The 26143-nt window shown below is 55.6% G+C and carries 26 protein-coding genes; 7 read left to right on the plus strand and 19 right to left on the minus strand.

From position 1 onward, the window contains the following. The first annotated feature begins 33 nt into the window (after positions 1-33). Entirely contained in the window at positions 34-435 is a 402-nt protein-coding gene (locus K6123_RS14070) for a NifB/NifX family molybdenum-iron cluster-binding protein (protein WP_221798791.1), read from the plus strand. Positions 436-452: 17 nt separating this feature from the next. On the opposite strand, the gene ypfH is transcribed toward K6123_RS14070, so the two are convergent. Both ypfH and K6123_RS14080 read right to left on the minus strand, forming a co-directional pair. Next, positions 453-1079 (minus strand): esterase, encoded by a 627-nt coding sequence (gene ypfH, locus K6123_RS14075; RefSeq protein WP_221798793.1) that lies wholly within the window; start codon positions 1077-1079, stop codon positions 453-455. Between the two features lie 33 nt (positions 1080-1112). Next, a complete protein-coding gene (locus tag K6123_RS14080; RefSeq protein WP_221798795.1) occupies positions 1113-1391 on the minus strand; it encodes a hypothetical protein in 279 nt (92 codons plus the stop codon). 193 nt (positions 1392-1584) lie between these two features. Between K6123_RS14080 and K6123_RS14085 the strand changes: the two genes are divergently transcribed. Both K6123_RS14085 and K6123_RS14090 read left to right on the plus strand, forming a co-directional pair. Beyond that, positions 1585-1770 carry a hypothetical protein gene (locus tag K6123_RS14085; RefSeq protein ID WP_221798797.1) on the plus strand — a complete coding sequence of 62 codons (186 nt, stop codon included), beginning with the start codon at positions 1585-1587 and terminating at the stop codon, positions 1768-1770. Positions 1771-1884: 114 nt separating this feature from the next. Further along, positions 1885-2226 carry a DOPA 4,5-dioxygenase family protein gene (locus K6123_RS14090; protein WP_221798799.1) on the plus strand — a complete coding sequence of 114 codons (342 nt, stop codon included), beginning with the start codon at positions 1885-1887 and terminating at the stop codon, positions 2224-2226. Here K6123_RS14090 and K6123_RS14095 read toward each other — a convergent pair. After that, positions 2223-2498: a fumarylacetoacetate hydrolase family protein gene (locus K6123_RS14095; RefSeq protein WP_221798800.1), complete on the minus strand. Its 276-nt coding sequence runs from the start codon at positions 2496-2498 to the stop codon at positions 2223-2225. The two genes, K6123_RS14090 and K6123_RS14095, sit on opposite strands and share 4 nt — an antisense overlap. Positions 2499-2643: 145 nt before the next feature. Here K6123_RS14095 and K6123_RS14100 point away from each other — a divergent pair, with 145 nt between their 5' ends. After that, positions 2644-3051 carry a type 2 periplasmic-binding domain-containing protein gene (locus K6123_RS14100; RefSeq protein WP_221798802.1) on the plus strand — a complete coding sequence of 136 codons (408 nt, stop codon included), beginning with the start codon at positions 2644-2646 and terminating at the stop codon, positions 3049-3051. 2 nt (positions 3052-3053) lie between these two features. Here K6123_RS14100 and K6123_RS14105 read toward each other — a convergent pair whose 3' ends face one another. The 6 genes from K6123_RS14105 to K6123_RS14130 all read right to left on the minus strand — a co-directional run bounded on the left by K6123_RS14105 (position 3054) and on the right by K6123_RS14130 (position 11322). Continuing rightward, positions 3054-4703: an EAL domain-containing response regulator gene (locus K6123_RS14105; protein WP_221798804.1), complete on the minus strand. Its 1650-nt coding sequence runs from the start codon at positions 4701-4703 to the stop codon at positions 3054-3056. Beyond that, complete coding sequence (locus K6123_RS14110; RefSeq protein WP_221798806.1) at positions 4703-7642, minus strand: ATP-binding protein; 2940 nt, start codon at positions 7640-7642, stop codon at positions 4703-4705. The genes K6123_RS14105 and K6123_RS14110 overlap by 1 nt, the downstream gene beginning before the upstream one ends. Positions 7643-7696: 54 nt before the next feature. Then, on the minus strand, positions 7697-8371 hold the full coding sequence (tmpT, locus tag K6123_RS14115) for a thiopurine S-methyltransferase (RefSeq protein WP_221798807.1): 675 nt from the start codon (positions 8369-8371) through the stop codon (positions 7697-7699). Positions 8372-8579: 208 nt separating this feature from the next. Further along, the gene (locus K6123_RS14120; RefSeq protein WP_221798809.1) at positions 8580-8726 is read right to left on the minus strand and encodes a hypothetical protein; all 147 of its coding nucleotides are present in this window, start codon (positions 8724-8726) and stop codon (positions 8580-8582) included. Positions 8727-9051: 325 nt separating this feature from the next. After that, a complete protein-coding gene (locus K6123_RS14125) occupies positions 9052-10314 on the minus strand; it encodes an MFS transporter (protein WP_221798811.1) in 1263 nt (420 codons plus the stop codon). Positions 10315-10449: 135 nt separating this feature from the next. Next, complete coding sequence (locus K6123_RS14130) at positions 10450-11322, minus strand: LysR family transcriptional regulator (protein WP_221798813.1); 873 nt, start codon at positions 11320-11322, stop codon at positions 10450-10452. A gap of 141 nt (positions 11323-11463) precedes the next feature. On the opposite strand from K6123_RS14130, the gene K6123_RS14135 reads away from it, so the two are divergent. Continuing rightward, complete coding sequence (locus K6123_RS14135; RefSeq protein WP_246624798.1) at positions 11464-12393, plus strand: AEC family transporter; 930 nt, start codon at positions 11464-11466, stop codon at positions 12391-12393. A gap of 154 nt (positions 12394-12547) precedes the next feature. On the opposite strand, the gene K6123_RS14140 is transcribed toward K6123_RS14135, so the two are convergent. Genes K6123_RS14140 through K6123_RS14170 form a run of 7 tightly spaced genes read right to left on the minus strand, consistent with a single transcriptional unit; the run spans position 12548 to position 18288 of the window. Then, the gene (locus K6123_RS14140; protein WP_221798815.1) at positions 12548-13066 is read right to left on the minus strand and encodes a DUF411 domain-containing protein; all 519 of its coding nucleotides are present in this window, start codon (positions 13064-13066) and stop codon (positions 12548-12550) included. Positions 13067-13098: 32 nt separating this feature from the next. After that, positions 13099-14565, minus strand: coding sequence for an ATP-binding protein (locus K6123_RS14145; protein WP_221798817.1), 1467 nt, complete (start codon positions 14563-14565; stop codon positions 13099-13101). Positions 14566-14567: 2 nt separating this feature from the next. Next, on the minus strand, positions 14568-15227 hold the full coding sequence (locus K6123_RS14150) for a response regulator (protein ID WP_221798818.1): 660 nt from the start codon (positions 15225-15227) through the stop codon (positions 14568-14570). Next, positions 15208-16122, minus strand: a complete 915-nt coding sequence (locus K6123_RS14155; RefSeq protein ID WP_246624799.1) for an FAD:protein FMN transferase — start codon at positions 16120-16122, stop codon at positions 15208-15210. Before K6123_RS14155 ends, K6123_RS14150 begins: the two co-directional genes overlap by 20 nt. A gap of 20 nt (positions 16123-16142) precedes the next feature. Beyond that, a complete protein-coding gene (locus tag K6123_RS14160; RefSeq protein WP_221798820.1) occupies positions 16143-17624 on the minus strand; it encodes a DUF3570 domain-containing protein in 1482 nt (493 codons plus the stop codon). Continuing rightward, complete coding sequence (locus tag K6123_RS14165) at positions 17615-17836, minus strand: DUF4266 domain-containing protein (RefSeq protein ID WP_221798822.1); 222 nt, start codon at positions 17834-17836, stop codon at positions 17615-17617. Before K6123_RS14165 ends, K6123_RS14160 begins: the two co-directional genes overlap by 10 nt. Continuing rightward, positions 17836-18288 carry a TlpA family protein disulfide reductase gene (locus tag K6123_RS14170; RefSeq protein ID WP_221798825.1) on the minus strand — a complete coding sequence of 151 codons (453 nt, stop codon included), beginning with the start codon at positions 18286-18288 and terminating at the stop codon, positions 17836-17838. Before K6123_RS14170 ends, K6123_RS14165 begins: the two co-directional genes overlap by 1 nt. A 135-nt stretch (positions 18289-18423) precedes the next feature. Here K6123_RS14170 and dsbD point away from each other — a divergent pair, with 135 nt between their 5' ends. Next, a complete protein-coding gene (dsbD, locus tag K6123_RS14175) occupies positions 18424-20256 on the plus strand; it encodes a protein-disulfide reductase DsbD (RefSeq protein WP_221798827.1) in 1833 nt (610 codons plus the stop codon). A 4-nt stretch (positions 20257-20260) separates the two neighbouring features. Here dsbD and K6123_RS23380 read toward each other — a convergent pair whose 3' ends face one another. The 3 genes from K6123_RS23380 to K6123_RS14190 all read right to left on the minus strand — a co-directional run bounded on the left by K6123_RS23380 (position 20261) and on the right by K6123_RS14190 (position 23548). Continuing rightward, complete coding sequence (locus K6123_RS23380) at positions 20261-21577, minus strand: methyl-accepting chemotaxis protein (protein ID WP_221798829.1); 1317 nt, start codon at positions 21575-21577, stop codon at positions 20261-20263. 150 nt (positions 21578-21727) lie between these two features. Then, positions 21728-22789: an FUSC family protein gene (locus K6123_RS14185; protein ID WP_221798831.1), complete on the minus strand. Its 1062-nt coding sequence runs from the start codon at positions 22787-22789 to the stop codon at positions 21728-21730. Positions 22790-22852: 63 nt separating this feature from the next. After that, positions 22853-23548: a DNA-3-methyladenine glycosylase I gene (locus K6123_RS14190; protein ID WP_221798833.1), complete on the minus strand. Its 696-nt coding sequence runs from the start codon at positions 23546-23548 to the stop codon at positions 22853-22855. A gap of 162 nt (positions 23549-23710) precedes the next feature. Between K6123_RS14190 and K6123_RS14195 the strand changes: the two genes are divergently transcribed. Next, positions 23711-26137: an ATP-dependent DNA helicase gene (locus tag K6123_RS14195; protein ID WP_221798835.1), complete on the plus strand. Its 2427-nt coding sequence runs from the start codon at positions 23711-23713 to the stop codon at positions 26135-26137. The last annotated feature ends 6 nt before the right edge of the window (positions 26138-26143 follow it).

The raw sequence follows: 26143 nt of genomic DNA on the forward strand, positions 1-26143 counted from the left end.
TCCTACCATCGCAGTCAAACAGGAGGATCAAGCATGTCAGAATCATTGATAGCCGTCGCCGTACAGGCAGACGGTACAATTTCGCCACACGGCGGCCGAGCTGATCACTGGGACGTTTATGTGATTGGCAGCCAGGGCCCGGAGCTGGTGTGGAGTCTCGATCTGCAAGCAGCCGGGTCGCTGCATGAATGGCACGTTCGTGGTGATGGTAATCGACACCCTCTTCATGCTGTTGATGTCGCCATCTGCGGCTCTGCCGGTGAGGGCGTAACCCGCCGCTTGGGTGAGCGCGGCACCCTGCTGGAAACCACCACTGAAAGCCAGCCACTGAAAGCCATTGAGGACTACCTGGCCAGTCAGCTGGCGCCAGGACTACCACACGAAGAGGCAGCCTGCCTGCACCCGGAGCACAGACGGGAAGCCAGCGAAGCCTGAAGTGTCCTTACGCTGGCCTATTGGGCCAGCTCTGCTTTCAGCAGAGACAACACGTCACTGTTGATTTCATGCCCCATTTCCGGCACCAGAGACAATGACGCCGTGAAGCCCAACGACTTCAGGTGCTGCTCGGCGCTGGTCGCCCATTCCGCTGCAATAACCGGATCGGCAGTACCATGAATAAAGCTGAACGCTACACTGCTTGCTGCGACTGGCGCCATCACTGGCAGCGTCGCCATCCGCCCCGATAGTGAAACCACTCTGCCAGCCAGGTCATTTTCATACATGGCCGCTTCCAGCGACATAATGGCCCCTTGCGAAAAGCCAATCAGTACAGTGTCCTGTGGCGCCACCAGAAACATCGCCTGATAACGGCGCACACTATTCAGGAAGCCTGGCATGGCCTCCAACACTCGCGCCTGACGGTTATTTTCCGTAACACCCTTAACTGAAAACCATTGCAAGCCACCACCAAGATCACATGGATCAGGCGCAGCAACTGATACGATCGCTGCGTCCGGTAAAAAAGACGCAAGGATTTCACCAAGCGGAATCAGGTTATTGGAATGACTGCCAACACCGTGGTACAGCAGCACGAGCTGCCGGGGTTCCAGCGGCCGGGCAACAATATAATCCTCGTTCATTGATGGCTCCTGTTTGCAATGAAGGACAATGGCTTATTTATTTTTCCAGATTCGAGCCACTGCCGCATCAGTCCCAAGGGCCCCAACAACGAGACACACAGTACCAACGGTGAGAAACACCACACCGGGCAGCAGCCCACCGAACATATCGGCAGCAATAACCAACGCCAACGAACCACAGGCCAACAAGGTGAATAGCGCCCCCATGACCATCAGAATCAGGCGATAAGAAGGCTTGTAGAGATACTCACCCTCGCCCTTTTCAAAAATATTCAGTAATGGCGCAAAGATTTTTCGCAACAACAGATACATAAGCTCGAGACACTTTGATAAACACCCCTCAACTTTGCCACATACCACATGGCAGACGCCATTCTGAGACATGTTTTTGATTTTCTGTCATCATTTTGTGCAATTCTTGAACACTTGATTACTATTAAAAGATGCTGGTCAGCGGATGACATCAACAGCCATCCTTTCCCAACCAGGCTCATGGAGGTGTCCTGTGAAACAACACAAAAATCCCATTCTGGTAAATCTGATTGAAGCTGTTGTCGGCCTGACAATTGCGGTTGCTGTCAGCGCATCACTGCTGCTGGAGCCAGCACACAAATCCAATCAGGAGCACCAGCCAGCACTGGAAGACGGGGCGGCCTCGGCTGGTAAAATCTCCCGAACCTTTGAACGATAAGCGGCCGTTAAATCGGATACACTGACAATATTCATTCCTGTCTTGTCAGCGAGTACTGTTGTGACTGATTTAATCCCCCCAAATAGCGTTCCCCTGGAAATCCAGGGATGGCACATGCATGTCTACTTTAATGCCAGCACGCTTGCACAAGCCCGCAGCCTTTGCGAAACCATCGTCAATCGTTGGCCTGATGTGCAAATGGGTCGAATGCACGAAAAAATTGTTGGCCCACACCCCGACTGGAGTTGCCAACTGGGGGTCCGCAACGAATCTTTTCTGGAAGTAATGAGCTATCTGACAATGCACCGCAATGGCCTGACGGTGTTTATCCATCCAATTACCGGACAAGACACCATAGACCACCGCGACCGTGCCATCTGGATGGGCTCAGTCCGGCCACTGGCACTGGAGAAGCTGCCGGACTTTGGCGTGAAATACGACCTGCTGCAGAGCTAGTCGAATGTACGGGTGACGTAATCAATTGCGCCGAATACCGACGCGCCAGCAGCATCCAGCACAGCAAACGCCATCCGCTCTCCTGCCGCCAGAAACGCTTCTTTGGGCGCACCAAACCTGATCACTTCCAGCGCCCGCCACTCAGCCAGACAGGCAGAACCCACCCGCTCGGCATTCTCGTTGGAAACTGTGCCGAACCCCAATACAGTACCGGCACGCAGGTTGCGATTGAGCGCCAGATGCGCCAGTAATTCGCCAAAGCTCCAGTCCATCCGACGTCAACGCCACGGGGGCAAACACTGTCGCAGGCTTGGCATTGATAAAACCAACCCCAGCTTCAGCTCCCGATTCAGGTGAATACAGCAACTGTTCTAATCATCAGCAGAATCACTCTCTGCGGCGGTCAAGGATGTGTTGATGCGAATCGACACCACCATCACCACACTGCCACATGTCGCGGTCAAGCGCCCTGGCCAATCGAGTATGTTCGAGGAGTGGTTTTTGCGGGAACTGAGCATGACCCGCAATATTCAGGTCGCCGCCTACAGTCACACTGCGCCCTGCAGGCTGATCGTTGGCACTGACCGGATTGCCACCGTACACCGCCGCCTGGCCGAGGCAGCACGACAACACCTCCCCATCAGAATCATCGAACCACCACTGCAATTCCCTCGTTTCCAGCAGGTCATGCAGTGGCACCAGTATCGCGAAACCGACCCGGGGCTGATGTGGTTACGGACCAAGCTGCGCCAGGCAGCTCAAACGCTGAGAGAAGAAATGAACTGGATGAGTCGGTCTGGTTTGAGTGGTGGCGAAAAGAAGTAACCTTACAGGACGTCACAACGCATGTCCCGCAACAGCAGGACATGCTCTTCGCGTTCAACCCCCTCAGCAACGGTGGCGAATCCAAAACAGGATGCCATTTGAATCACGGTATTCACGAGGTTGAGATCCTGCGGGTTTGTGTCCATATCGCGGACAAAGGCACGGTCGATTTTCAACACCGAGATCGGCAGGTTTTTAAGATAGGACAAGGATGAATAACCCGTGCCAAAGTCGTCGATAGCGACCCGAATACCATGGCCAGCCAGTTCACTGAGTTGCTGAAACGCCAGCTCAATATCCTGCATCAGACCGGTTTCAGTCACCTCCACTTCAATCGCATCAGCAAGCCCGGCATGGGCTAATCTGGCGATCAGCCGACTGGCGAAGTCGACCTGCTGCAACTGGGCTGCTGAAACGTTAATGGCAACACGAAAATCAGCTGGCACAACCGCCGTCTGACGCCACTCCAGCAACTGCCGTATCGACTCATCGATCACCCAGTCACCAATCGCCAGAATATCGCCCGAGGCTTCGGCCAGTGGAATAAATTCATCTGGAGGCACAAAGCCGATGTCACGACTGTGCCAGCGCAGCAGCGCTTCAGCACTTTCAACCCGGCCACTAACGGCATTAATTTTCGGCTGATACAGCAAAAACAATTCTTTCCGGTCCAGCGCGTGCTGCAGTGCTTCGCGCTTCTGGTTACGCTGTTTAAAAGCATCTTCCAGTGCCTGCGAATATACCCCCAGACTGTTGGGGCTGGCAGGTACCGCAAGTGCCGCCATGCGAATCAATTGCTCAACGTCCCTGGTCTGGCAGGTATCCGCCATGCCGATCGACAACCGCATATTGAATCGAATGCCAGCCACTTCGAATGGCTTGCTGAGGCCCTCGATCAACTGAGCCGCCAGTATTTCACTGGTAGCCAGCTGATAGTCATGCAGCAATACCGCCCACTCATAACCATTCCAGACCCCTGCCAGAGCTCGTCCCGGCAGCATCCGCCGCAGCCGGTCCCGCACCGCCAGCGTTGCCACGTCGGCAATGCTATAGCCGTTCAGGCGAGCCAGCTCATCAAAACCGTCAAGGGTGATAAACAACACCGTCAGTGCTTGCTGGAGGCGCCCGGCATCCGCCAGGGCATTGCTAAGAGCCCGCCGGTTTGGCAAGCCGGTCAAGGGATCCTCTACTGACAGTCGTTCAAGCTCTTCCGTGCGTTGTTCTACCAGCTGCTCCATATGCTCGGCACGGCTGGTTTGCCAATTCATGCGGTGCTGCAAGCGCAGTAAATTGTCGATCCGCTTGAGTACTTCTTTCTGCTCAAACGGCTTGGTGAGATAGTCCTGAGCCCCCAGTTCCAGCGCCCGGATACGGCTGGCAAGATCATTTTCTGCCGACAGCACGATCACCGCCGGAGCCTTGTCTCCCAGGTGACGAGCCAGCTGCTCCAGCACATCGTGACCGGATAACTGCGGCATACGAATATCCAGCAGCATCAGATCCCGCGGCACCTGCTGTGCCAGCCCCAGCACTTCTCTAGGGTCGGTACAGCCATGCACATTCAGATAGCCCTCATCCTCCAACATATCCATCAACAGCTGGACGTTGGCCGGATTGTCGTCAACCACCAGAATATTGGCTCTTGTTGGCATTACCAGGCCTCCCCGGACAGCAGATGTCGAACCAGTTCCGTCAGCCGTGGAATATCCACTGGTTTGGTCAGGTAATCATAAAATCCTGCCAGCCGGGCACGGCGGATATGACTGGCGTTGGCTCCAGCAGACACCCCAATCACCGGAATGGCTGAAGTCATGGGGTTTTTGGCCAATAACGTCTGAGCCTGGAATCCGTCTATTCCCGGCAGGTCGATGTCCATCAAAATCAGATCCGGTGACTCCGAGCAGGCCAGTTCCAGCCCCATTTCGGCACTGTTGGCCATCACCAGTTCACAGCCTTCAATGTCTTCAAAAACATCGGCCATCAAACGCTGGTTAGCCAGATTGTCTTCGACATACAGCACCAGATTATTGCGCTGTATCGGCGATACAACCGGTTCCGGCAAGAACTCCTGATCGCTGTACTGACCACTTGAAGAATCCTCCAGTGGCAGTCGGAACCAGAACCGACAGCCTTCACCCGGCTGGCTTTCGACACCAATTTCACCACCCATCAACTCGATAAGCTGACGGGTCAACGCCAGACCGATGCCGGTCCCTTCTACCGAACCTGCTTCTGCACCCAGGCGGTTAAACGGTTGGAACAATTCACACAGGCGCTCTTTGGCGATGCCTTGTCCAGTGTCCTCGATGCTGACCTCTAACTGGTGTTCGAGCATCCGGCAGCGCACCACCACCCGTCCACCATCACGGTTGTACTTGATCGCATTGGAAATCAGGTTGATTAATACCTGCTTGAGACGGGTGTAGTCGGCCAGCACATAGGCATGCTCGGTTTGCTGCTGATCCAGCAACAATTCAATACCCCGCTCCTGCGCCAGCGGCGTGAAAATATCCATCACATCCAGCGTGACATCGCAAAAACCGATGGTTTCAATCGACAGCGTAATCCGGCCTGCTTCGATACGAGCCAGATCGAGCACATCGTTGATCAACTCCAGCAGGTGTTTGCCGCTGGTATAAATCTGTTTAACCTGGCGCTCCTGACGTTCGGTCAGCGGGTTTTTACCGGATAGCAACAATTGGGCAAAGCCGAGAATGGAATTCAGCGGCGTCCGCAGTTCATGGCTCATGGACGACAGGAATTCACTTTTCGCCTGACTGGCACGCTCCGCCCGCTCACTGGTTTCACGCAGTTCGTTGATGATTCGGGCACGCTCATCAAAACTGCGGTAAAGGTTGATCAACAGGGCGCAGGTGGACGTAAAGGGCTCAAGCCAGGCGACCAGATCCTCGTCGTACACATCCGGACTGTTGGCAATCGCAAACATGCCGAGAATTTCACCCTGATAACAAATCGGCACGCCGAGATAACGAAAAAAGGTTGAATATCCCGGCGGAAATACCGGATCGGCCATGCCGTAGGGAATTTCGTTAACGATCAGGGTTTCGCCACCAATGTAGACCTTGCCAAAAATCGTTTCCGGGCTATCAAGCGTTTGTTTGCCGTTGAGCAAGTCAGCCATTACCGCGCGGGATTCATCACTCCAGTCCAGCTCACTGATGGCATGAACACGCAGCTGATCTCCGCCTTCAACTACTTCACCGATCATGGCGTATTCACTGCCCGTCAACCCCTGTAAGGCATCCATCAGGAACTGCCAGAGGCTGTTGCCGGAAACCAGACTGCGATAATCCGTCAGGCCACGGTGCAACACTTTCAGCAGCATTTGTTCACGCTCCAGCTGCGCTGTCAGATGTGACAGAGCACTGATATCGTGTTCGATCGCAACCACCCCACAGACCACCCCGGCAGCGTTTTTCAATGGAGAATACGTTGTCTCAATGTGTTTGCCGTCGGTACTGAGCCTTTGCGATCCAATTGCAACGCCGCGCGCGATAACCTGCTGCTCTACTCGCCCAAGCAACTCGCCGGTATCCGCAAAACCGTCACACTGCCGCTTCAGGCAAGCTTCATTGGCGATCAGATAATTGCCATGCTGATCCCGGGCATAAATCGGCTCCCGACTGGCTTCGAGGACAGAGCGCAGCAACATCCGTTCTTCCTGCTCACGCTGCTCGGCCTGCCGTACACCGCTGAGGTCAGTCAGTACCGCAAGATATTCCGACGCCCCACCGGGCATGCTACTGAGAATCTGGCTGACTGCCAGGTGCACTGCAATCAGCTGGCCATCGGCGCGAATCGCCTGAACTTCCGCACCATCCGACGGTAACTGCTCACAGCCCGGAGCCAGTTTGTCGGCACCAGGAAACTGTTCCCAGCCGACGGGTATCAGTTGGCAAATCGCCAGCTGCAGCATCTCCGTCATGCCATAACCCAACAACTGACGGGCAAAAGGGTTGCTTTCCAGCACCCGACCATTGCTATCGATACGCAACATGGCAACCGGAGCCGAGCGAATCAGGGTGTCGCAATAGGCAGCGTGATAGTTACTGGCATAGGATTCGATTTCGAGCTGGCGGGTTTTTTGTTGCAGCGCCAGCCAGGCCTGCATTTGTTGACCAAATACCCGAAAACGCTGGCGCTCTGTGACACTCAGGCTGCGTGGCTGGTAGTCCAGCAAGCACAGGGTTCCAACCGCCAACCCGTCTCCGAGGACCAAAGGTATGCCCGCATAAAACCGGAATTCAGGTGGCGCAATAACCAGCGGGTGATTGGTGAATCTGGGATCCTCGCGAAGGTCATCAACGATCAAGGGTTCGGACTGACATATGGTATGAGCACAAAACGACAGCTCACGCGCCAGCACCGTCAGCTCGATACCGACCCGCGAGCGGCACACCAGTTGTTCATCGCCGATCAGATTGACCAGCACCACAGGCACTTCAAATACCTCAGCAATCACCTGGGTAAGATCATCGTAGCTGACCTCGGCATTTTCAGTGATCGAGATCAGCTCGTTGGCGACCAGCAGACGCTGGGCTTCATTGTCTGGAACGGGATAATTAGCCATACATCAATCTGAAACCGGTTACCTGTTCAGTAAAGGCCATAAATCACCAAATAACTACTCGCGCCGAGTAATTTGGGGCAATAGCTGCCAGACATTTTCAACCGCCGGGATCTGGCCATTCATGCCACCCGGCACGTCGAAGTTATCCAGCAGGTTTAATTGATAGACATGATGATAATGCTCATGAACTTCACTGGTCGTCACTGAGAATGGAGGCCCGGACATTTGCGACTGATCGTACACAAAACAGATCAGCAGCTGCGGCACTCCAGCAGTCAGGTCTATCAGGTGACGAGCGTATTGCTGCCGCATGGCTTCCGGTAACGCCACCAGCGCCGCGCGGTCATAGATCGCATCGACCGGGCCAATCATCTCGGCCGTAAGGGCAAAAATATCGCCAACAAAAATTTTCAATCCGTCGGCCTGCCACAGTTTGACAGCAGCACCAGCCACAGCCTGGTCACTCACGTCCGTTACTTCAGCAACAACACCGAGCTCCTCAAACAACTGTGCAATGGCCAGTTCGCTCAGTTCGGCACCAACCACTTCATACCCTTCACTCAACAGCCAGGCCAGATCCAGTGACTTGCCACACAGAGGCAAAAACACTCGCTGCCCCGGCGTCACAGGCATCTGCGGCCAGTTGCGGAGCAATAACGGATTGGCGTGCGGCTGATGAAAACCAATTTGGCCGCGTTCCCATTTGTCATGCCAGAAAGAGGCATCCATAACATCACCTTGAAACCACAATATTCCATTAACGGTATATAAAAGTGACCCTGCTGGCGTCAAGAGATGGACAATGAAAAACGATTAACGAAGCAGTGAACGGAAGAAGAGTGGAAGCGACGGAACCACAAAAACAAAATCGAATGGGATTATGAGAAGAAAATCAGCCCTGCTGAACAAATCCCTGGACAGTTCAGGGCAGGAAGCATCAAGCGCGGAAATCGTCCTCGCGGCGATACTGGGGATTGGCCTTTACTCGCTGGGGAGCACGCTCCGGAATACGGAAGAAGCCGGAAAAGCCAACAAACAGCACGCTCCAGACAATCAACACGGCCAGTACAGTAGCAATAGTCATCAAGGTCTCCTGTGATTGGAGTAAATGTTAGGAATGACAGCATAGGTTTAGTACAGCTGCGGCCATTTTTACAGTGATGACAGAATAATGTCAGTATTATTTACAATTCAATTTTGATTTGTCTCAAATAGTCCTATCTTTATATTTATTAATATGTTTATCGCACTAATTTTGAGCATGTTTTTGCTACAAATTAGTGCATTACGGGTTATTTATGACTCCTTGGTGGGCATTTTTAGGGTTTGATCGATTTTTCCGCAAAGCAATAATAGAACCAGGTTTCAATTTCGACCCGATCCCGCCACCTGTGCAACCAGCTTGAAGGTCAAGCCGGTTGCAAATCTCCCCGCTTGTCCCACGGCCGCTCATCCACCAGCAAGTGAATCACTGCCGAGAAGGCCCCAACACCCACACCAATCCACCACACCAGATTGTAATTACCGTACTGATCGTACATGGCACCACCCAGCCAGACCCCGAGGAAGCCACCAATCTGATGCGACAGGAACACCAGGCCATAAAGCGTTCCCATATACCGCAAGCCATAAATCTGCGCGATCAGGCCAGAAGTCACCGGCACGGTCGCCAGCCACAGCCCACCCATCAGCATCGAGAACAGGAATACCGTCCAAGGCGTAATTGGCGACAGGATAAACGCCGCTGCCACCAGGGTGCGCAGCGCATAAATACCGATCAGCAAGAGTTTGCGCGAATAAATATTGCCCAGATAACCGGCCAGAATAGTCCCAACGATGTTGAAGATGCCGATGATGGCCAATGCCACGGCACCCAGCGCCGACGTTGAAGTGATACCGAGCGAATGCAAAATGCCATGAGGCTCCACCGCCTGACACATCTCCGCCACAAAGGCCGGAAAGTGAGCGGTGATAAAGGCCAGCTGGTAACCGCAGGAAAAGAAACCGAGAAAAATAAAAATAAAGGTCGGATCTGCCAGCGCCCGTTTGACCACCACCCCCAGATTGTCATCGTTAGCCTGTGGCCTGGCTGGCGCAGGCACCTTCATAACCAGCAATGCCAGCATCACCGCCAGGATCATCACGGCAAAAATCATAAACACCTGCTGCCAGGCCATGTTGTCGAGCAGGTATTGCGCCAGTGGCGGCCCCACCACCTGACCAGCGGAACCCGCAGCGGTCGCAATACCCAGTGCCAGCGAGCGATGCTGGTCAGAGGCAGCTCGACCAACGACAGCCAGAATCACCCCAAAACCGGTACCGGCGATGCCAAAGCCAACCAGCATTTCCAGCAACTGGTGCTGTCCCGGCGTAATCGCAAACGCCGATAAAAACAGCCCACTGGCGTAAAAAACCGCACCAGCCAGAATGGCCTTACGATCACCGTATTTTTCTGCCAAAGCACTGAACAAGGGCTGACCAATGCCCCAGAACAGGTTCTGCAAGGCGATGGCAAAGGAAAATTCGCTCCGCAACCAGCCAAATTCTTCAGCAATCGGAATCTGGAACAGACCAAACGCCGAGCGAATGGCAAAGCCCACCAGAATGATGACGCAGCCCGCCAGCAAGACCGGATTAAACATCCGGGCAGAAGACGCAGTAACCGAATTCATAAGAACCTCAAAAAAACACAATCAAGCCGGGCACAGGGCTGGACATTGTAGGCAAGCCCGGGGGAGCCGGCACAGACACAGTTCCGGCCGAATATTGGCACACAGAGTTGCAGTCACCGACAAAGCAGAACGGCTTCAACCCGCCAGCGCAATATCCAGAAAGGGCTGCAAACAGGGATTCACATTAGCAGCATTCCAGTACACGCCCTGCTCCACCAGCGCCGACTGTTGCAACGGAATAAACACCGCACCCTGTAGTTGCATCCGATTCATCGACTGCGGTACCAGCGATACACCCAGCTCCCGCGCCACCAGATTGACGATGGTTTGCTGCAGCTGGGTTTCCATCACCACTTTCGGCTCGAAGCCACCCAGTCGACAGCACTGAATCAGGGCATTATGTAACTCTGGCGCAGTACTGGCAGGAAAAGTCACAAACTCCTGCCCTGCCAGCCGCTCAACCGCCAGCTCTGCCTGGCCAGCATCTTCATGCGTGGCTGGCAGTACCGCCACCATGGGCTCGTGAAAAACCGGCCGATACTCCAGTCCGGCCGGGCTGAGTGGCGGGAAACTGATGCCGACATCGACTTCGCCACTCAGCAGAGCGTCTTGCAGATCCTTCGGCAAGGTTTCCATCAGCCGAATCTGCACATCCGGCAACTGCTGCCGAAATTGAGCCAGCAGGTCTGGAATCACACTCCAGGCCGCACACATGGTGAAGCCGATGCGCAGCTCTCCACGCTCCCCTCTGGCTGTTGCCTGCGCAGCCCGTACGGCGTGATCGCATTCTTCCAGAATCCTGCGGGCACTGTGGTAGAAACCCTGCCCCGCTGGCGTCAGCACCACCGAGCGCGAATGGCGCACAAACAGGCTGATTTCAAGATCGGCTTCGAGTGCCGCAATTTGTCGGCTCAGCGGCGGCTGAGTCATATGCAGACGGCGCGCAGCTTCACCAAAATGCAGGGTTTCAGCCAGCACCACAAAAGATTTCAGGTGTCGCAAATTCATAAGGTAACTCGCGGATTGTCCGCATCGGCCAATCAATGCAGATCAGGTATCAATTTACCTTAAAAATAGCATTAGACGGTATCAGTTTACGATTCTACTCTGCACACCTCCGTTGAATGTTCCAGTTTTGGAAGTGCCGTTTTGATCCTCCATATTTTCTCCGTCCTTGCACCCATTTTTGGCCTTATCCTGCTGGGTTATGGCTGCCGTAAGACCAACCGTATCGGCCCCACTGCGGCCGCCGAACTGAATCGGTTTGTGGTCTGGCTGTGCCTGCCAGCCATGCTGTTTGAGTCCACCGCCACCGCGTCGGTTGAGGAAATCTGGCAGCCGGGCTTTATCTGGGTCATTGCCATCGGCACCCTGGCAATTTTTGTTGCCACCATTTTTTACACCATGTGGCGCGGCCGCTCGCTCGCCGATGCTGGCTTGGAAGCGCTCAGTGCCTCCTATGCCAATACCGGTTATGTCGGCATTCCACTGTGTATTTTTGTGCTGGGTGAAGCGGGTCTGGAACCAGCATTAATCGCCTCACTGGTTGTGGTTTGTGTGCTGTTTGCGATTGCGGTGGTGTGTGTTGAGGTCGGCTTGCAGGCAGGCCAGTCGGTTGGCGTCGCGATTCGCAAGGTCTCAGTCGCGTTGGCCAAGAACCCGATTGTGGTAACGCCGATTGTGGGCGTGTTATGGAATGCCAGCGGACTGGGCGTGAATCAGGGGGTACTGGAATTCCTCCATATTCTGGGAACCGCGACCATCCCTTGTGCGCTGGTATCTCTGGGAGCGTTTCTGGCCAGCAAGCAAGCCGGTTCAGCAGAAGGCACCATGACGCTGGTGTTTATCAAATTGATTGTGCACCCGGTATTGACCTGGGTGCTGGCCTATCAGGTGTTTCATCTACCGCCCATGTGGGCCAAGGCGGCGGTACTGCTCAGCGCCCTGCCGACCGGCACCGGCCCCTACATGCTGGCGGAGCTGTACCAGCGGGAAGCTTCGGTGGCTTCCCGTACAATCTTGCTGTCAACACTGGGGTCGCTGGTCACCCTGACCATCTGCCTGTATTTACTGCCGTAAAAAGTGGAGCAATAGATCTGGCCAGCGGCCCGGTGGTCCGGCATTCCGGCATTCCGGCGGCCCGCCCGTTATGGCTGGTACGGTAATCGGGCCTGTAGTGGTTGAATAGACCCGTACTCCCAAGTGAACTGCATTAGAGCAATAACCAGGCTGATCAGTATTGGTCAGCCTGCTTGTCGATTGAAGCGTACACTTCAACGGAGCCGTCGTTGTTCAGCTGCAACACCTGATAGGGCATAAACTTGTCACCCACTTCCATGCCCGGACTGCCCACCGGCATCGCGGGCACCGTCAGTCCATGGCCGCCCGCTGGCGGATTGGCCAGGAATTGCTGCACCAGTTTGGCTGGCACATGACCTTCAAACACATAACCGGCTGCGGACACGGCCGTGTGGCAGGATCGCAGTTGTGGGCTGATACCGTAGAACTGCTTCACTTCACCCATGTTGGCCGACATACGGACATCCAGATTCAAACCGCTTTGTTCAACGTGTTTGACCCAGTCAGTGCAACAGCCGCAGTTAGGGTCCTTGTAAACCACCAGATCGCTCTGTTCCTGCGTCTGGGCCTGTGTATTTGGGGCCTGTGTCTTTTGAGTCAGTGTTTCTTGTGCCAGAGCCGCTTGCCCACCGGCCAGCGTAGCGATCAATAGAAAAGCCGCACGTTTGATCATATGAATCACCTGTTCAATCTGTCTGAACGGAATCAGACCACACTAACCAAATCATTACCACGAGCTGGGTCACTGCCATCAGCCTCGGCCAGCGTGAACCACAAGCGTACCTCCAGGCCGCCAGCAGCAGGCAACACAAACTCCAGCCGACCGCCATGCACCCGCATGATGCGGGCAGTAATCGCCAACCCCAAACCACTGCCGCGGGCATCCGCCTGCCCCAGCCGGAAAAATGGTGCTGCCAACTGCCCCAGCATCGCCGCAGGTACGCCCGGCCCATGATCCCGCACGCTGACGGCCACTTCGCCAATGCCAGCCAGCAAGCTGATATCCAGCTGACCGCCGCCATAACGCACAGCATTGGTAATCAGATTATTGAGCGCGACCTCTGCCAGCGGCAGATTCACCTCAACAAGGCTGTTCACCTTGTCATCCAGACGACTGTCCAGCACAGCACCCTGATGCTCCAGTTGCTGATAACGACCGGCAATAACCCGCCGAGTCAACTCAGCCAAATCAACCCGGCTGAGAATCCCGGCATCCAGAGAGCCTTCCAGCCGCGCCAGCATGAGCATGTGTTCGACCAGCCGCTGCGAGCGATCAATACCTGCCTGCAAATCCATCACCAGGTCGTTGGCCACCGTCAGTCGATCAGCGCCCAGCAACACAGATTGCTGATGAATCTGCTTTTGCAGCTGCTGGGCTTGCAGCTTCAGTACGCTCAGTGGTGTGCGCAGCTCATGGGCAGCATCCGCCACAAAGCGCCGCTCACGACTGATACCATCGGTTAGGCGTTCAAACAGCTGATTGAGCGTAGTCACCGGCGCCAATAATTCGGCCGGATAATTCGCCGTATCAATGGCATCCAGATTGCGGATCGAGCGCCGGGTCAGCGCCTGCTTGAGCGACAATAGCGGCCGCAAGCCAAAATCCACCGCGTTGACCAGCGCCAGCGCGGCAAAAATCAGGCAAAAGATACTGCTGAGAATCCACACCTGGGCGAGATTGCTGTCCACTTCCTCACGCGCCTGGGGAATTTCGCCGACCAGCAACCAGGCTTGCAGCTCGTCCAGCCGGGTCGCAAACACGCTCCACTCGTTGCCATTACGACCGATATGGTGAAGACCAGACTGCAATGGCGAGATGGCATAGGCCGGGCTGTTATCCGTTTTGACCAGCAATTCAGTGCCATCCAGCGTCCACAACTGCACCAGAATCTTTTTTTCGTAAGGCTGCACACGCTCGGGAACGTCATCAAGGTCGGCCATCAGGTGCGCCAGATTGCTCTGCATTTCGGCCCGTGACGACAGTTCGTAGTGGCGATTCAGCAGGTGTTTCAGCACCCGGGTAGTCGTCACCAAATGAGCGTCGAACACTTCGTCAACTTCATGACGAACGATCCAGCTGCCGGTGATGGCGTTGAAAAAAAGCGTCGCCAGCAGCACCAGCAACAACAGCCGCAGCAGGATATGACGAATGGAATGAGTGGCTTTCGTCACCGTCACGCCACCGAACCAAGCCGGTAACCCAGTCCGCGTACGGTGGTGATCACACCCGTGCCGAGTTTTTTGCGCAAGTGATGGACATGAACTTCGATGGCGTTGCTACCCAGTTCTTCGTCCCAGTTATAGAGGGTTTCTTCCAGCTGGCGGCGGGTAAAAACCTGTTCCGGCTTGTGCAGCAGGGTTTCCAGCAACATCAGTTCCCGGCGTGATAATTCAACCGGCATACCGTGCAGGGTAACCCGGTGGGATCGCTGATCCAGCTTCAGGCCATCAATGCCGATTTCACAGCGCAGCTGCCCCTGGCGACGGCCGAGCGCCCGGATACGGGCGCACAGCTCATCGAAATCGAAGGGTTTGAGCAGGTAATCGTCCGCTCCGGCATCCAGCCCGGCGACCCGATCATCGATGCCGTCACGGGCGGTCAATAACAGCACCGGCACGTCCAGCCGCTGCTGGCGGATTTCCCGCAAACAACGGATACCGTCCTTGCCTGGCAAACCAATATCGAGAATCAGCAGCTCATATTCCCCCTGCTGCAACATCGCCAGCACCTGCATGCCGTCCTTGAGCCAGTCGACAACGTGACATTCCCGTTCCAGCGCCGCCTGCAAGCCGGAGCCGAGCATCAAATCATCTTCAACCAGCAGTAATCTCATCGCGATAAATCCAGTAGGTCACTTCTTGTTGTTGCAGAAAGGCTTCTGCTCCGGCGCCCTGCAGCGCGGCCAGCGTCGACAGCATACCCGCCTGGGTACAGGTACTGGCGGCCACGGTCACCGATGCCGGTGCCCGCCGTACCGGCCAGCCTGTCAGTGGATCCAGAATATGGCTGTAACGCACACCATCACGCTGTAAATAGCGATATTGGTTGCCACTGGTCGCCAGCGCTCCCTGCTGCATTTGCAGGGTTTGTGGCCGACCATCACTGCCATTATCAATCGCCACCAACCAGGCAACACCATTACGACGACGGCCATGACAACGCAGGTCGCCACCAAAGTTGACCAGCAAACTCATGCTGGTTTGCCGCGCCAGCAGTTCAGTGACGGCATCCACCGCGTATTCCTTGCCGATGCCGCCAAGATCGAGTTCCATGCCGACCGGCAGCGTCAGTACCGGCGATTGCCAGTCGAGTTTTGGCCAGCCCACCAGCTGGCGTATTTCATCGACCTGGGCATGGCTTGGCAAATGATCAGACTGATCAAACTGCCACACCCGCCGTAACACACCCGAAGTAACATCAAAGCGTCCCTCCGACAGGGCATGCAGACTGGCTGCAAAATCCAGCAAGCGGGCAGTTTCATCATCCAGCTGGATGGGTTCACCGGCCTGCCGATGAATCCGGCTGATCACACTGTCGTCCCGATAACGGGAATATTTACGCTCAATACGCCAGGCTTCATCACGGGCTTGCGTCAGCAAATCCAACACCAGCGGCATATCGGTACTGTCAAACAAGACTTCACAGGGGCAACCCAGGGCCTGAAAACGTCCAACGCTGTAATCACCATACTCCATTAACTGGATTGCCGGAGCTTTTACGACCACCATTCAGGGCCTCCGGACAATCATTACCAATGAAAACTATAGCGTGCCCGCAGCCACCAGGCGCGCGTCTCGGCGAACTGATCCATGCCGCTCAGGTCACTACCCTGTGGTACGTCAATATGCCGGTTGTTATCGATCTGGCGATAGCGCTCCAGGGCGATACTCAACTCGCTGTTGTCTGCCATTTGATAACCCAGTTGCAATCCGGTCGTGACAGCGCTGAAGGCCCCCAAACGCCCGTCCGCCGAAGCGTATTTCAGCTGTGGCACATAGCCCTGGCCGACCACAGTGACATCCGATCCGGCCTGCAGAAACGGCTTGTAAAAATCCGCTGCGGTTTGCCGATACCAGCGATAGTGCGGCTTCAGATACCAGTTCGAACCCAGCTGCCAGTGCAGCGACATATCTGCGGTATGCGATCGAATCCCCCAGTCGTCGGTCATATAACGCCAGGAGGTATCCAGTACATCATCGTTGGTCAGCGCCAGTTTGTTCTGCCAATAGAAGGTGTATTTGGTGCGCTGCTCTGGTCGTGATTCATACAGATACAGATAGCTGTCAATGCTGTCGATCAGATTGCCGTCCGCGGCTACCGTCAGAAACTTGTAGGGATCGGCCTGATAACCGGAAGCATGACTGACACCCAGATTAAAACGGCTGATCCAGCGACGCGTAAAAACCTGACTTAGCCCAAGGCTGAGATCCGCAACGGTTTTGGATTCCTGCTCCGAAACAATCGACGCCTGATCATAACGACTGAGCGCCTTACGGGTGCCGCCATGGGGCGTAATGATGTCGTACTCCAGATTGGTTCCCAGCGACAGCGTGGTGTTTTTATTATTCAGCTCACGGGCAATGGCACCATTCACGCTGTAGGAGGTGAAGTCGCTTTCAGTCGAATACGAACCACCAACGCTGGCTTGCCAGACTGGCGTCAGTTTGGTGGTCCAGCCCAGTCCAACCACATAACGCTGGTCTTCGAATGACTGATCGAGCGGCCGCTCGCCCGCCGCTGCTGTATAAGTGCTGCCGCCACCCTCTCCGTCATCGTCGTCATCATGATCGGTGCGACTGCTACTGGAGGGCGAACTGCGGGTCATGCTGACCGCCGACGTCGAATAGTCGGAATAGGAAGACGCCGTGATGCCAGCAGACGAGGCAGAGGTGAAAGTCTGTGGTTTGTTGGCGGGCATGGCACCGTTGGGCGACGCACCAGTGAGAGTGTCATACACCAGATGAATACGCAGACTGGTGTCTTCATCCACTTGCCGGACAAAATCCAGTGCTGGCTCAACCGCACTGACCCGGTCGTCGGCCTCCTGATAGATCAGCAAGCCGGAATCCACCTGCCAGCCTTGATCGGCTGCTTCCGCACTGTGCCCCAGCAAGGTCGCTGTCGCCAGCGCCAATTGACCAGCCACTGAGGCTGCCGTTAGCCGTCGATCACCGCTGGCATCAGGCTTGCGGCTGCCAGAACTGCCGGACGTTGAGTGATTCAGTTGCATCCGCAGCCTCCGCCACCAAAGCCGCGACCACCGGAGCTGGCCTCTTTGCTGAAATAGGTATGATCTTCATAACCCATGATGATGGCATCACCATCGAGCGACATTTGCGGCTTGGCCAACAGGTCGCGCTGCCAGGGTTTGACCCCGGCACAGCCGCTTAACTGGCTCAACAACACCAGCGCGGCCACGACTGAAAGAATTTTTTTATTCATCAATGTGACTCCAGCAGCTGGCGAATTTCGTGCTCGTATTGTTTTTCTTCATCCTTGCGGAAGCCGAGATGGCGCTTGACGGCATTGCCATCACGGTCAATCAGAAAACTGGTCGGCATGGTTTCAATGCCAAAGTATTCCGCCAGCTTGCCGTCCGGGTCGCGCTCAATACGAAAGTCGCTGGGGAATTGCTTGAGGAATTGCTGGTACAGCTCGGCTTCCTGATCAAGATTGACGGCAATCACTTCCAGACCCTGGTCGGCGTAACGACGATGCATTTTCTGCATCCAGGGAAACGACTCCCGACACGGCCCGCACCAGGACGCCCAGAAATCCAGATAGACAACCCTGCCCTTGAGGGCATCGAAATCAACTTCTGCCTGGCTGCTGGCGGGCAACCAGCTCAGCCCCGTTAACATCAGCGTCAGGCACAACGACACAGCAGATCTCATACTCAGCGTCTCCGCAACATGGAGCCGCCATTGTGTGATCTCTCCCTTAAGGAGTGCTTAAGACGTGTTAAGCACTCCTTAAGGCAGCCGTTCCATGATGGCACTCCGTTTTGTCTGATCCGGTATGGAGCCATCATGGTGTTGAGGTTTGCGCTGTTGTTATTACTGACTGGCGGGTTGTTGCCGTTATCCGCCCAAGCGTTACCCAGCCTGCAGCAGCTGGATGCCGATCCGGATTTTTTACCGGTTGACCAGGCGTTTCAGCCACAGGTACAGGCAACCGCTGACGGTTGGCAGGTGCATTTTGAGATTGCGCCGGGCTACTACCTCTACCAGCAGCGCATCAAGACAACGCCAGCAGCGGACGTCCGTTTTGTCCAGGCTGCAGAAACCAAGCAGGACAAGAATTTTGGTGAAGTGCAGGTCTACCATCGTCAGCTGGATCTGGTAATTACCAGCCAGCCTGCAGCCCTGACACTCAGCTATCAGGGCTGTTCCGAACATCAGTTGTGCTACCCGCCACAGACCTTGTTGCTACAGCCGGGCGGCAGTCAGGCAGCGGCCCAGCCAACCTTATCCAGCCAGACTGGAAATCTCCCGGGCGTGAGTACTACGCCAGTCAGCATCAATGCTGCACCGGTTCCAACGGTAACCCCACCCAATAGTCCAGACAGCCTGTTTTCCGGTAATCCGCTGATGGTTCTGCTGGGCTTTCTGTTATTGGGAGCCGGGTTGTCGCTGACGCCCTGTGTGTTTCCGATGGTGCCGATTCTGTCGAGCATTATTGCCGGGCAAGCAGCCACAGCACTGTCTACCCGCCGTGGTTTCACGCTGTCACTGGCCTATGTGATTGGCATGGCGGCGTCCTACGCCCTGCTGGGCGCGCTGGTGGCCAGCTTTGGTGCCAGCCTCAACCTGACTGCCTGGACCCAGTCGCCGCTGGTTCTGGGGTTTGCGGCAGCGCTGTTCGCGCTATTGTCGCTGTCGATGTTCGGGCTGTTTGAACTGCAGTTACCGGCTTTTTTGCGCAACCGTCTGAATCAGCTGAGCCAACGTCAGCAAGGTGGTCAGCTGGTGAGTGTGGCGATCATGGGATTTCTGTCGGCGCTGGTGGTGTCGCCCTGCGTTTCTGCGCCATTGGCCGGGGCACTGATTTACCTCAGTACCACCGGCAATGTGCTGATTGGGGCCAGCGCCCTTTTCGTACTCGGCATCGGCATGGGCTTGCCCTTGCTGATCATCGGCCTCAGTGGCGGCAAATGGTTACCCAGGGCAGGGGCCTGGATGATAGTGATCCGGCAGTTTTTCGGCGTCGCCATGCTGGCAGTTGCCATTGCCTTGCTGGCGCGGTTTTTACCAACTTCTATCAGCATGCTGCTGGCCGCAGTGCTGGCGATTGGCAGCGGTATTTATATGGGCGCACTGGAAGCCGCTGCCGGGGGCATGGCCCGCCTGATCAAAACACTTGGCGTCCTGCTGTTGTTGGTGGGTATTGGCTGGCTGCTGGGTGCAGCCCGTGGCAGCAATAACTGGTTGCAGCCGCTCGCCAGCCCGGCCGGCTCTGCCAGCAATATGGTGAATAATCCACTGCGCCAGCCGGGGGCTGTCAGCGTTCCGGTGTTCGAATCCCCCGCCGCCCTGCTGGCCAGTGTGCGTGACAGCGGCGACCAGCGCCCGCTGTTACTCGATTTTGCCGCCGACTGGTGTACCAGTTGTGTCGAAATGGACGAGCTGTTACAGCAAGCGGAGGTTCAGCCGGGGCTGCAGCAGTATCAGTTGCTGCGCCTCGACATTAGCAACAGTACCGCCGAACAACGCCAGTTGATGAGCCAGTTGGGCATCTTTGGCCCGCCAGCGCTGCAGATGCTGGACACGGCTGGCAAGTCACGCGGGCCTGCCATGCAAGGGCTGCCAACCACAATCGAATTGAAAACCTGGCTGCAGCAAGGAATACAGCAACAGCCGTAGCCGATTATTTTTTTACGCTGTCGGTAAATACCGACACCGCGTCCATCGCCTGCTGCACGCCGTCGCGGATTTCAACAATCACCTGCTCGGCTTTGCTGGCCAGCTCCACACCGCGTTGGGCCTGCTGCTGACAACGATTCATGGCGGCGATGGAGTCGTCTGTGCCAGACTGAATTTTGCCCACCATCTCGGAGATTTCACGGGTCGATGCACTGGTGCGAGCAGCCAGCTGACGAACTTCATCCGCCACCACCGCAAATCCACGTCCCTGATCACCGGCGCGGGCAGCTTCAATCGCAGCATTAAGTGCCAGCAGGTTGGTCTGGTCAGCGATGCCGTGAATACTGTTAAGAATGGTGGTGATTTTTTCGGTTTGCTGCCCCAATGCGGCAATGCTCTGTGCGCTACCCGTCACGCTATCGGCAATCGTATGCATTTCGCTGGCCGCGTCCTGAATAATAACGGCACCCTCACGCGCCATTTTGTCAGTATCGACCACCAGCTCATAAGCCCGGACAGCCCGTCTTGAACGTTCAGTATCCTCTTCCACACGCGGGGTAATATCGGTCGCGAACTTGATAACACTTTCGACCTTTCCATCCGCACCATAAACCGGTCCGTAATGGGCTTCCAGCCAGACAGAACGTCCGCGACTGTCGATTCGCTCAAAGAGGCCAGAAAAACTTTTTCCTACCGCCAGGTCATTCCAGAAGCGTTGATAACTGTCCGATTCCACCTGACTGCGAGGACACAAGATGCTGTGATGCTTGCCCTTGATGTCTGCCAGCTTGTAACCCATGGTTTTGAGAAAGTTATCGTTGGCAGTCAGAATCACGCCAGCAACAGTGAATTCAATCACCGCTGTCGAACGATTCAGGGCATCCATTCGCATCAGAGTTTCGTTGGTACGGGTGACAAAACCGGTGATGTCCGTTGCAAATTTAATGATAGATACAGGTTTGCCCTGCAGATCCAGAACCGGGTTATAGGTCGCTTCCAGCCATAGTACAGAGCCGTCCTTGCGAACCCTTTCAAACTTGCCCGAAATCACCTCTCCTCTGCCAGCTCGCTCCCAGGCACGCTGATACTCCGGAGAGTTATAAACTTCGGGGCGGCAGAAAATACGATGATGCTTCCCCACAATATCTGACAGCTGATAGCCGGTCGCCCGCAGAAACAGCTCATTGGCGTCACGCACTGTGCCATCAAGGTCAAACTCTATTACCGCCATTGAACGACGAATAGCGGCGTTGATTGAAGCATCACGATTGGCTTTGTCTGACTGAAGCTTGTCAGTACCGGTCTTGCGGAAAAAAGACATACCCTGGCCACCCAATTCACGGCTGTTTTCTCATACTAGACCAGCATCAGGCCGCCACTGCGTTTGGTGACCTCAGCCGGATCGAAATGAGAGATATGTCAGTTAAGTCAGCCAACTCCCGGCACCAAAGCCCTGGAACCAGCGTTCGACTCAGATTCTGCGGGCGCTCCAGAACGCAATCAGCTTCGGCGCCAACCAGTGCGAACAGAGTCCACCAATCGCACCAATCAGGCTGCCGAGGGAAATATCCAGCAAGCGGGTAAACACCAGCTCATCAGTTTGCAGGCCATGACTGGCAACGCCAGCAAAAATCACCGTTAATGGCGTGATAAACACCACCGCATAACCATAGTTACGCACGATCAGGGTTTCGATACAGAAGCTCAGTACCACAATCGCGGCCGACAAGGCCCATGGACCCTCCAGATACTGGAACAGCACCCAGGCCAGGCACATCCCCACCGCCGTACCACTGATGCGGTGAATCTTGCGCAGCCAGACCATCCGCATATTGGCTCCCTGCATAATCGCCGCACAGGAAATCGGCACCCAGTAGGGGTTGTGCATCCCAATCAGATGGGCAAACCAGAAACCGCCGCCAACAAACATCCCCATGACAATCGAGTTGGCCACCAGTTTGTGTAGCTGGGCACCGACAATCGGTTCAACCAGCTGATCCGGTTCCTCCCCCTTGAACATCAGCGCATACACGAAGGCCAACAGCAACGAACTCATACTGCCGAGCATCAGCAGACCCAGCCGTTCGGGAATCGCTGCCGGTTCAAACGGGATCACAGTGGCAATCGAGGCGACCATAATAAAAAAGAAATTGCCCGGCGGGGCGACCCGGAAATACCCGGTAAACAGGCTCACCAACGTCGCCGTAACCGCCAGCGTCAGTGCCGACACCGCCGGATGCACACTGCCCAGCAGCCCCAGACCAAAACAGAAAGCAAAACCAATCGCTGCCGTCGACAGCGTCAACATGCGCTTCGGCAGACTGGTCGGAATCAGATACATGACGATGGTGCCACCCATGGTCGCCATCAGGCCATGCTGGAAATCCCCCAGCAGTGCACCGATCAAGGCGGGCATGGCCATACAAATGGCAATCAACAATGGGTAACGAAAGGGTCTTTTGGTTGGTGCCAGGCCGTATAGCTGATACCAGAAAGAAGGACTGTTCCGGAAGGACGAGTTTGAGGACGGCATGAGGCTCCTGCGATTCAGCAACTAAAAAACCAGGGCTCCAGCCCCGGTGTTATTGATGCGCGGTTATTCGTTCAGAGCTTCGGCATACACCTCGCCACATGAGCGGGCCAGCATCTGACTGATGTAATTCAGCGACTCGCCGGTTTCATCAAGCCACTGATTGAGAATTGGCTGAAATTCAGTCCAGGCCTTACGAGACGACGGCGCTCGTTCCACGACGCCAAATTCCTTCAAGGCCTTTTCCACAGCAGGCGTCGGAATAAAACTGTCGACCCCCATGCGGCGTAACCAGATAGCACCGGTTTTGCCACCCAAACGATCTCCGCGCTGCTGCAATTCTAGCAGGTGTTCGCCGAATTCCCGATTGCGCCAGCCGGAAAAATATGATCCGACTGAACCATATTGCTGACCCAGCTCACTCAAAAGCGCTGCATTGGCGCGAAAGGCCTTGATTTTCGGCCAGTGCTTGACGATGGTGCCGCTGGCCATCTTGTCCTCTAGCTGCTCGTCCGACAGCCCGGCCACATAGTCTGGCTGAAAACCACCAAAGGCGACCTCAAAGGCAGGCCACTTGCGATCCACCTGCTCCCAATTAAAACCCGCCTGCATCACAATACGGCAAGCTTCGGACAACCAGCGGTCGTCCGGAATGGCAGCCACATCTTCGGCCAGCGCAGGAAATTGCAGCATTGCCTTGAGCGCTTCCATACCGCCATGACGCATGGCTGCCTGGTCTTCAATCTGGCCAAATGAAATCATTCTCATCCTTCCTTTTGCTCGCTGAAAATGCCGCCCAAAGGCAAGCGCTGGCACTCGCCAAACCCTGAATGTACTGCCCGGATGGATTGACGTCCATGCCCGCGCGGACAGAAACTGGCGCTTCTGTTATGGTCATTGATTGCCAATTTGAACTGCGTCCACATGAACCCGGTATCTGTCCGCCATCTGTGTGAATTTGCTGCCCGGTCCGGCAGCCTCGACTTCCGCTACACACCAGCCCCGACAGCACTGGAAGGCATGCAAGGCCATCAGTGGTTACAAAGTCAGTACACCGGCTACAGCGCCGAGTTTCCCCTGAGTGGCGAATTTGCCGGGGTATCCCTGCGGGGCCGATCCGACCTCTGCAAACTGGCCGAAAATGTTACATCCAGCCAGCCTGAAAACCACGATCCTGCCTCTATTGCAGCCTCAACAACTACCGTCAGCGAGCTGATCGAAATCAAGACCTTTCGTGGTCGCCTGGAGCGCATCAATCCCGGCCAGCGCGACTTGCATTGGGCCCAGCTGCAAGTCTATGGCGCCATGCTATGCCAACAATATGGTCTCAAGCAGGTGTTGCTGACCCTGGTTTATCTCAACGTCGACAACAAAAGCCAGCACCCGGACAGCCAACTCTTTACGCCGGCCGAACTGTTCGAGGAAGCCCAACAGATTTGCCAGCGCTGGTATCAATGGCAGCAACAGGAGCAGGCCCACCGCCAGCAGCGCAATGACTTTCTGCAGCAACTCCGGTTTCTGGACACAGGTTTTCGGGCCGGCCAGAAAGACCTCAGCGAAACCGTTTACAAGGCCACCTGTTTACAGGCTCGCTTGCTGCTGGAAGCTCCGACCGGACTCGGCAAAACCCTCGGGGTGATTTTCCCGACCCTCAAGGCCATGCCGCGCCAGCAGATCGACCGGCTGTTTTTCCTCACCGCCCGCACCACCGGCCGTCAACTGGCGCTGGATTCACTGGCACAACTGCTGCCCCCGACCAATCCTGCGCCGATTCGGGTGCTGGAACTGATCGCCCGCGAAAAAGCCTGCGAATACCCGGACAAGTCCTGTCATGGTGAATCCTGTCCTTTGGCTGACGGCTTTTTTGATCGCCTGCCTGACGCCCGCCAACAAGCCGTCGAGCGCCGCTGGCTGAATGCTGGCGAGGTTAAAAAAATCGCCGCCGCTCACCACATTTGCCCATACTTTCTGAGCCAGGAACTGGCCAAATGGTCGGACCTGATTATTGGTGATGTAAACCACTATTTTGATGACAGCGCCTTGCTGCATGCGCTGACGGTTGAACACCAATGGCGCGTCAGTGTGCTGATTGATGAAGCACACAACCTCATCGACCGCGCTCGTGGCATGTACAGCACCCGGCTGGATCAGCAGCAATTTGATGAACTGCGCAAACCCGGTCGCGCCCGTGGAGGCCTGCGCCCGGCGTTACAGGAAGTGCAGAAAGGCTGGCAGCAGCTGGAAGAATTTATGTTTCCTGAGCCCGCTGCCTTTGCTCACCTTGAGACAACCCTGGCAGAACAGCCAGGCGATTCAGCCACATCAAACGACGAGAAAGATAACGGTATAAAATCCAGATTTTCAGACGAGCTGCCAGACTTCCTGACTCGCCCGATCAGTAATCTGGCGGCCATGCTGGCAAAAACCCTGGTCGATACACCCGATGATCCACACCTGCAGCAAGCACTGTTCGCCTGCCTGGGTTTCAGTCGACTGGCAGAGCGTTATGCCGCACATTCCGTTATTGAAGTGGGCCGTGAGCAATACGATAGCGGTCAGTTATGGGCCAGCCAGCAACTCAGCCTCACCATTCACAACCTGATTCCGGCCGACTTTCTGCGCCCTCGCTTTGAAGATGCCTGGTCGGTGGTGCTGTTTTCCGCCACTTTACAGCCATCCGAGTATTACCGCGATCTGCTTGGCCTGCCGGAAGACACGGTCGATATCCAGGTCAGCGGGCCGTTCCATAAACGCCAGCTGCAACTGGCCTTCCCGGACATCAACACCCGCTACGCCCAACGCGAAGCCAGCATCGACAAACTGGCACTGACATTGCTGCAAAACCACCAGCAACGGCAGGGCAATCATCTGGTGTTTTTCAGCAGTTTCAGTTACCTGCACGCGGTCGCTCGTGCCATTGGCCAACTGGATGCGCGCCTGAAAATCCTCAAGCAACAGTCTGATATGAGCGAACGCCAGCGCCAGGGCTTTATCCGCAAATTCCGCCATCAGCGCGGTTTACTGGCGTTTGCGGTATTAGGCGGGGTGTTTTCAGAAGGCATTGATTTACCCGGTGACGAACTGATCGCAGTGTCGGTGGTAACACTGGGTTTGCCACCCGCCGACCGCTTGCACAAGATTCTCGAACAACGCATCAAACAGCGTTTTGGCGAACAACATGGCTGGAATTACACCTGGCTCTATCCGGGTATGCGCAAGGTCGTTCAGGCTGCCGGGAGGCTGATTCGCACCCCCGAAGATTTTGGCTGGATCGACCTGATCGACCCCAGATTCAGTCGCCCGGAAGTGCGGGCGCTGTTACCCAAATGGTGGTTTGAAGAGCACGGCTAACTACAA

This window comes from Oceanobacter mangrovi (assembly GCF_019740315.1).
GTDB lineage: Bacteria > Pseudomonadota > Gammaproteobacteria > Pseudomonadales > Oceanobacteraceae > Oceanobacter > Oceanobacter mangrovi.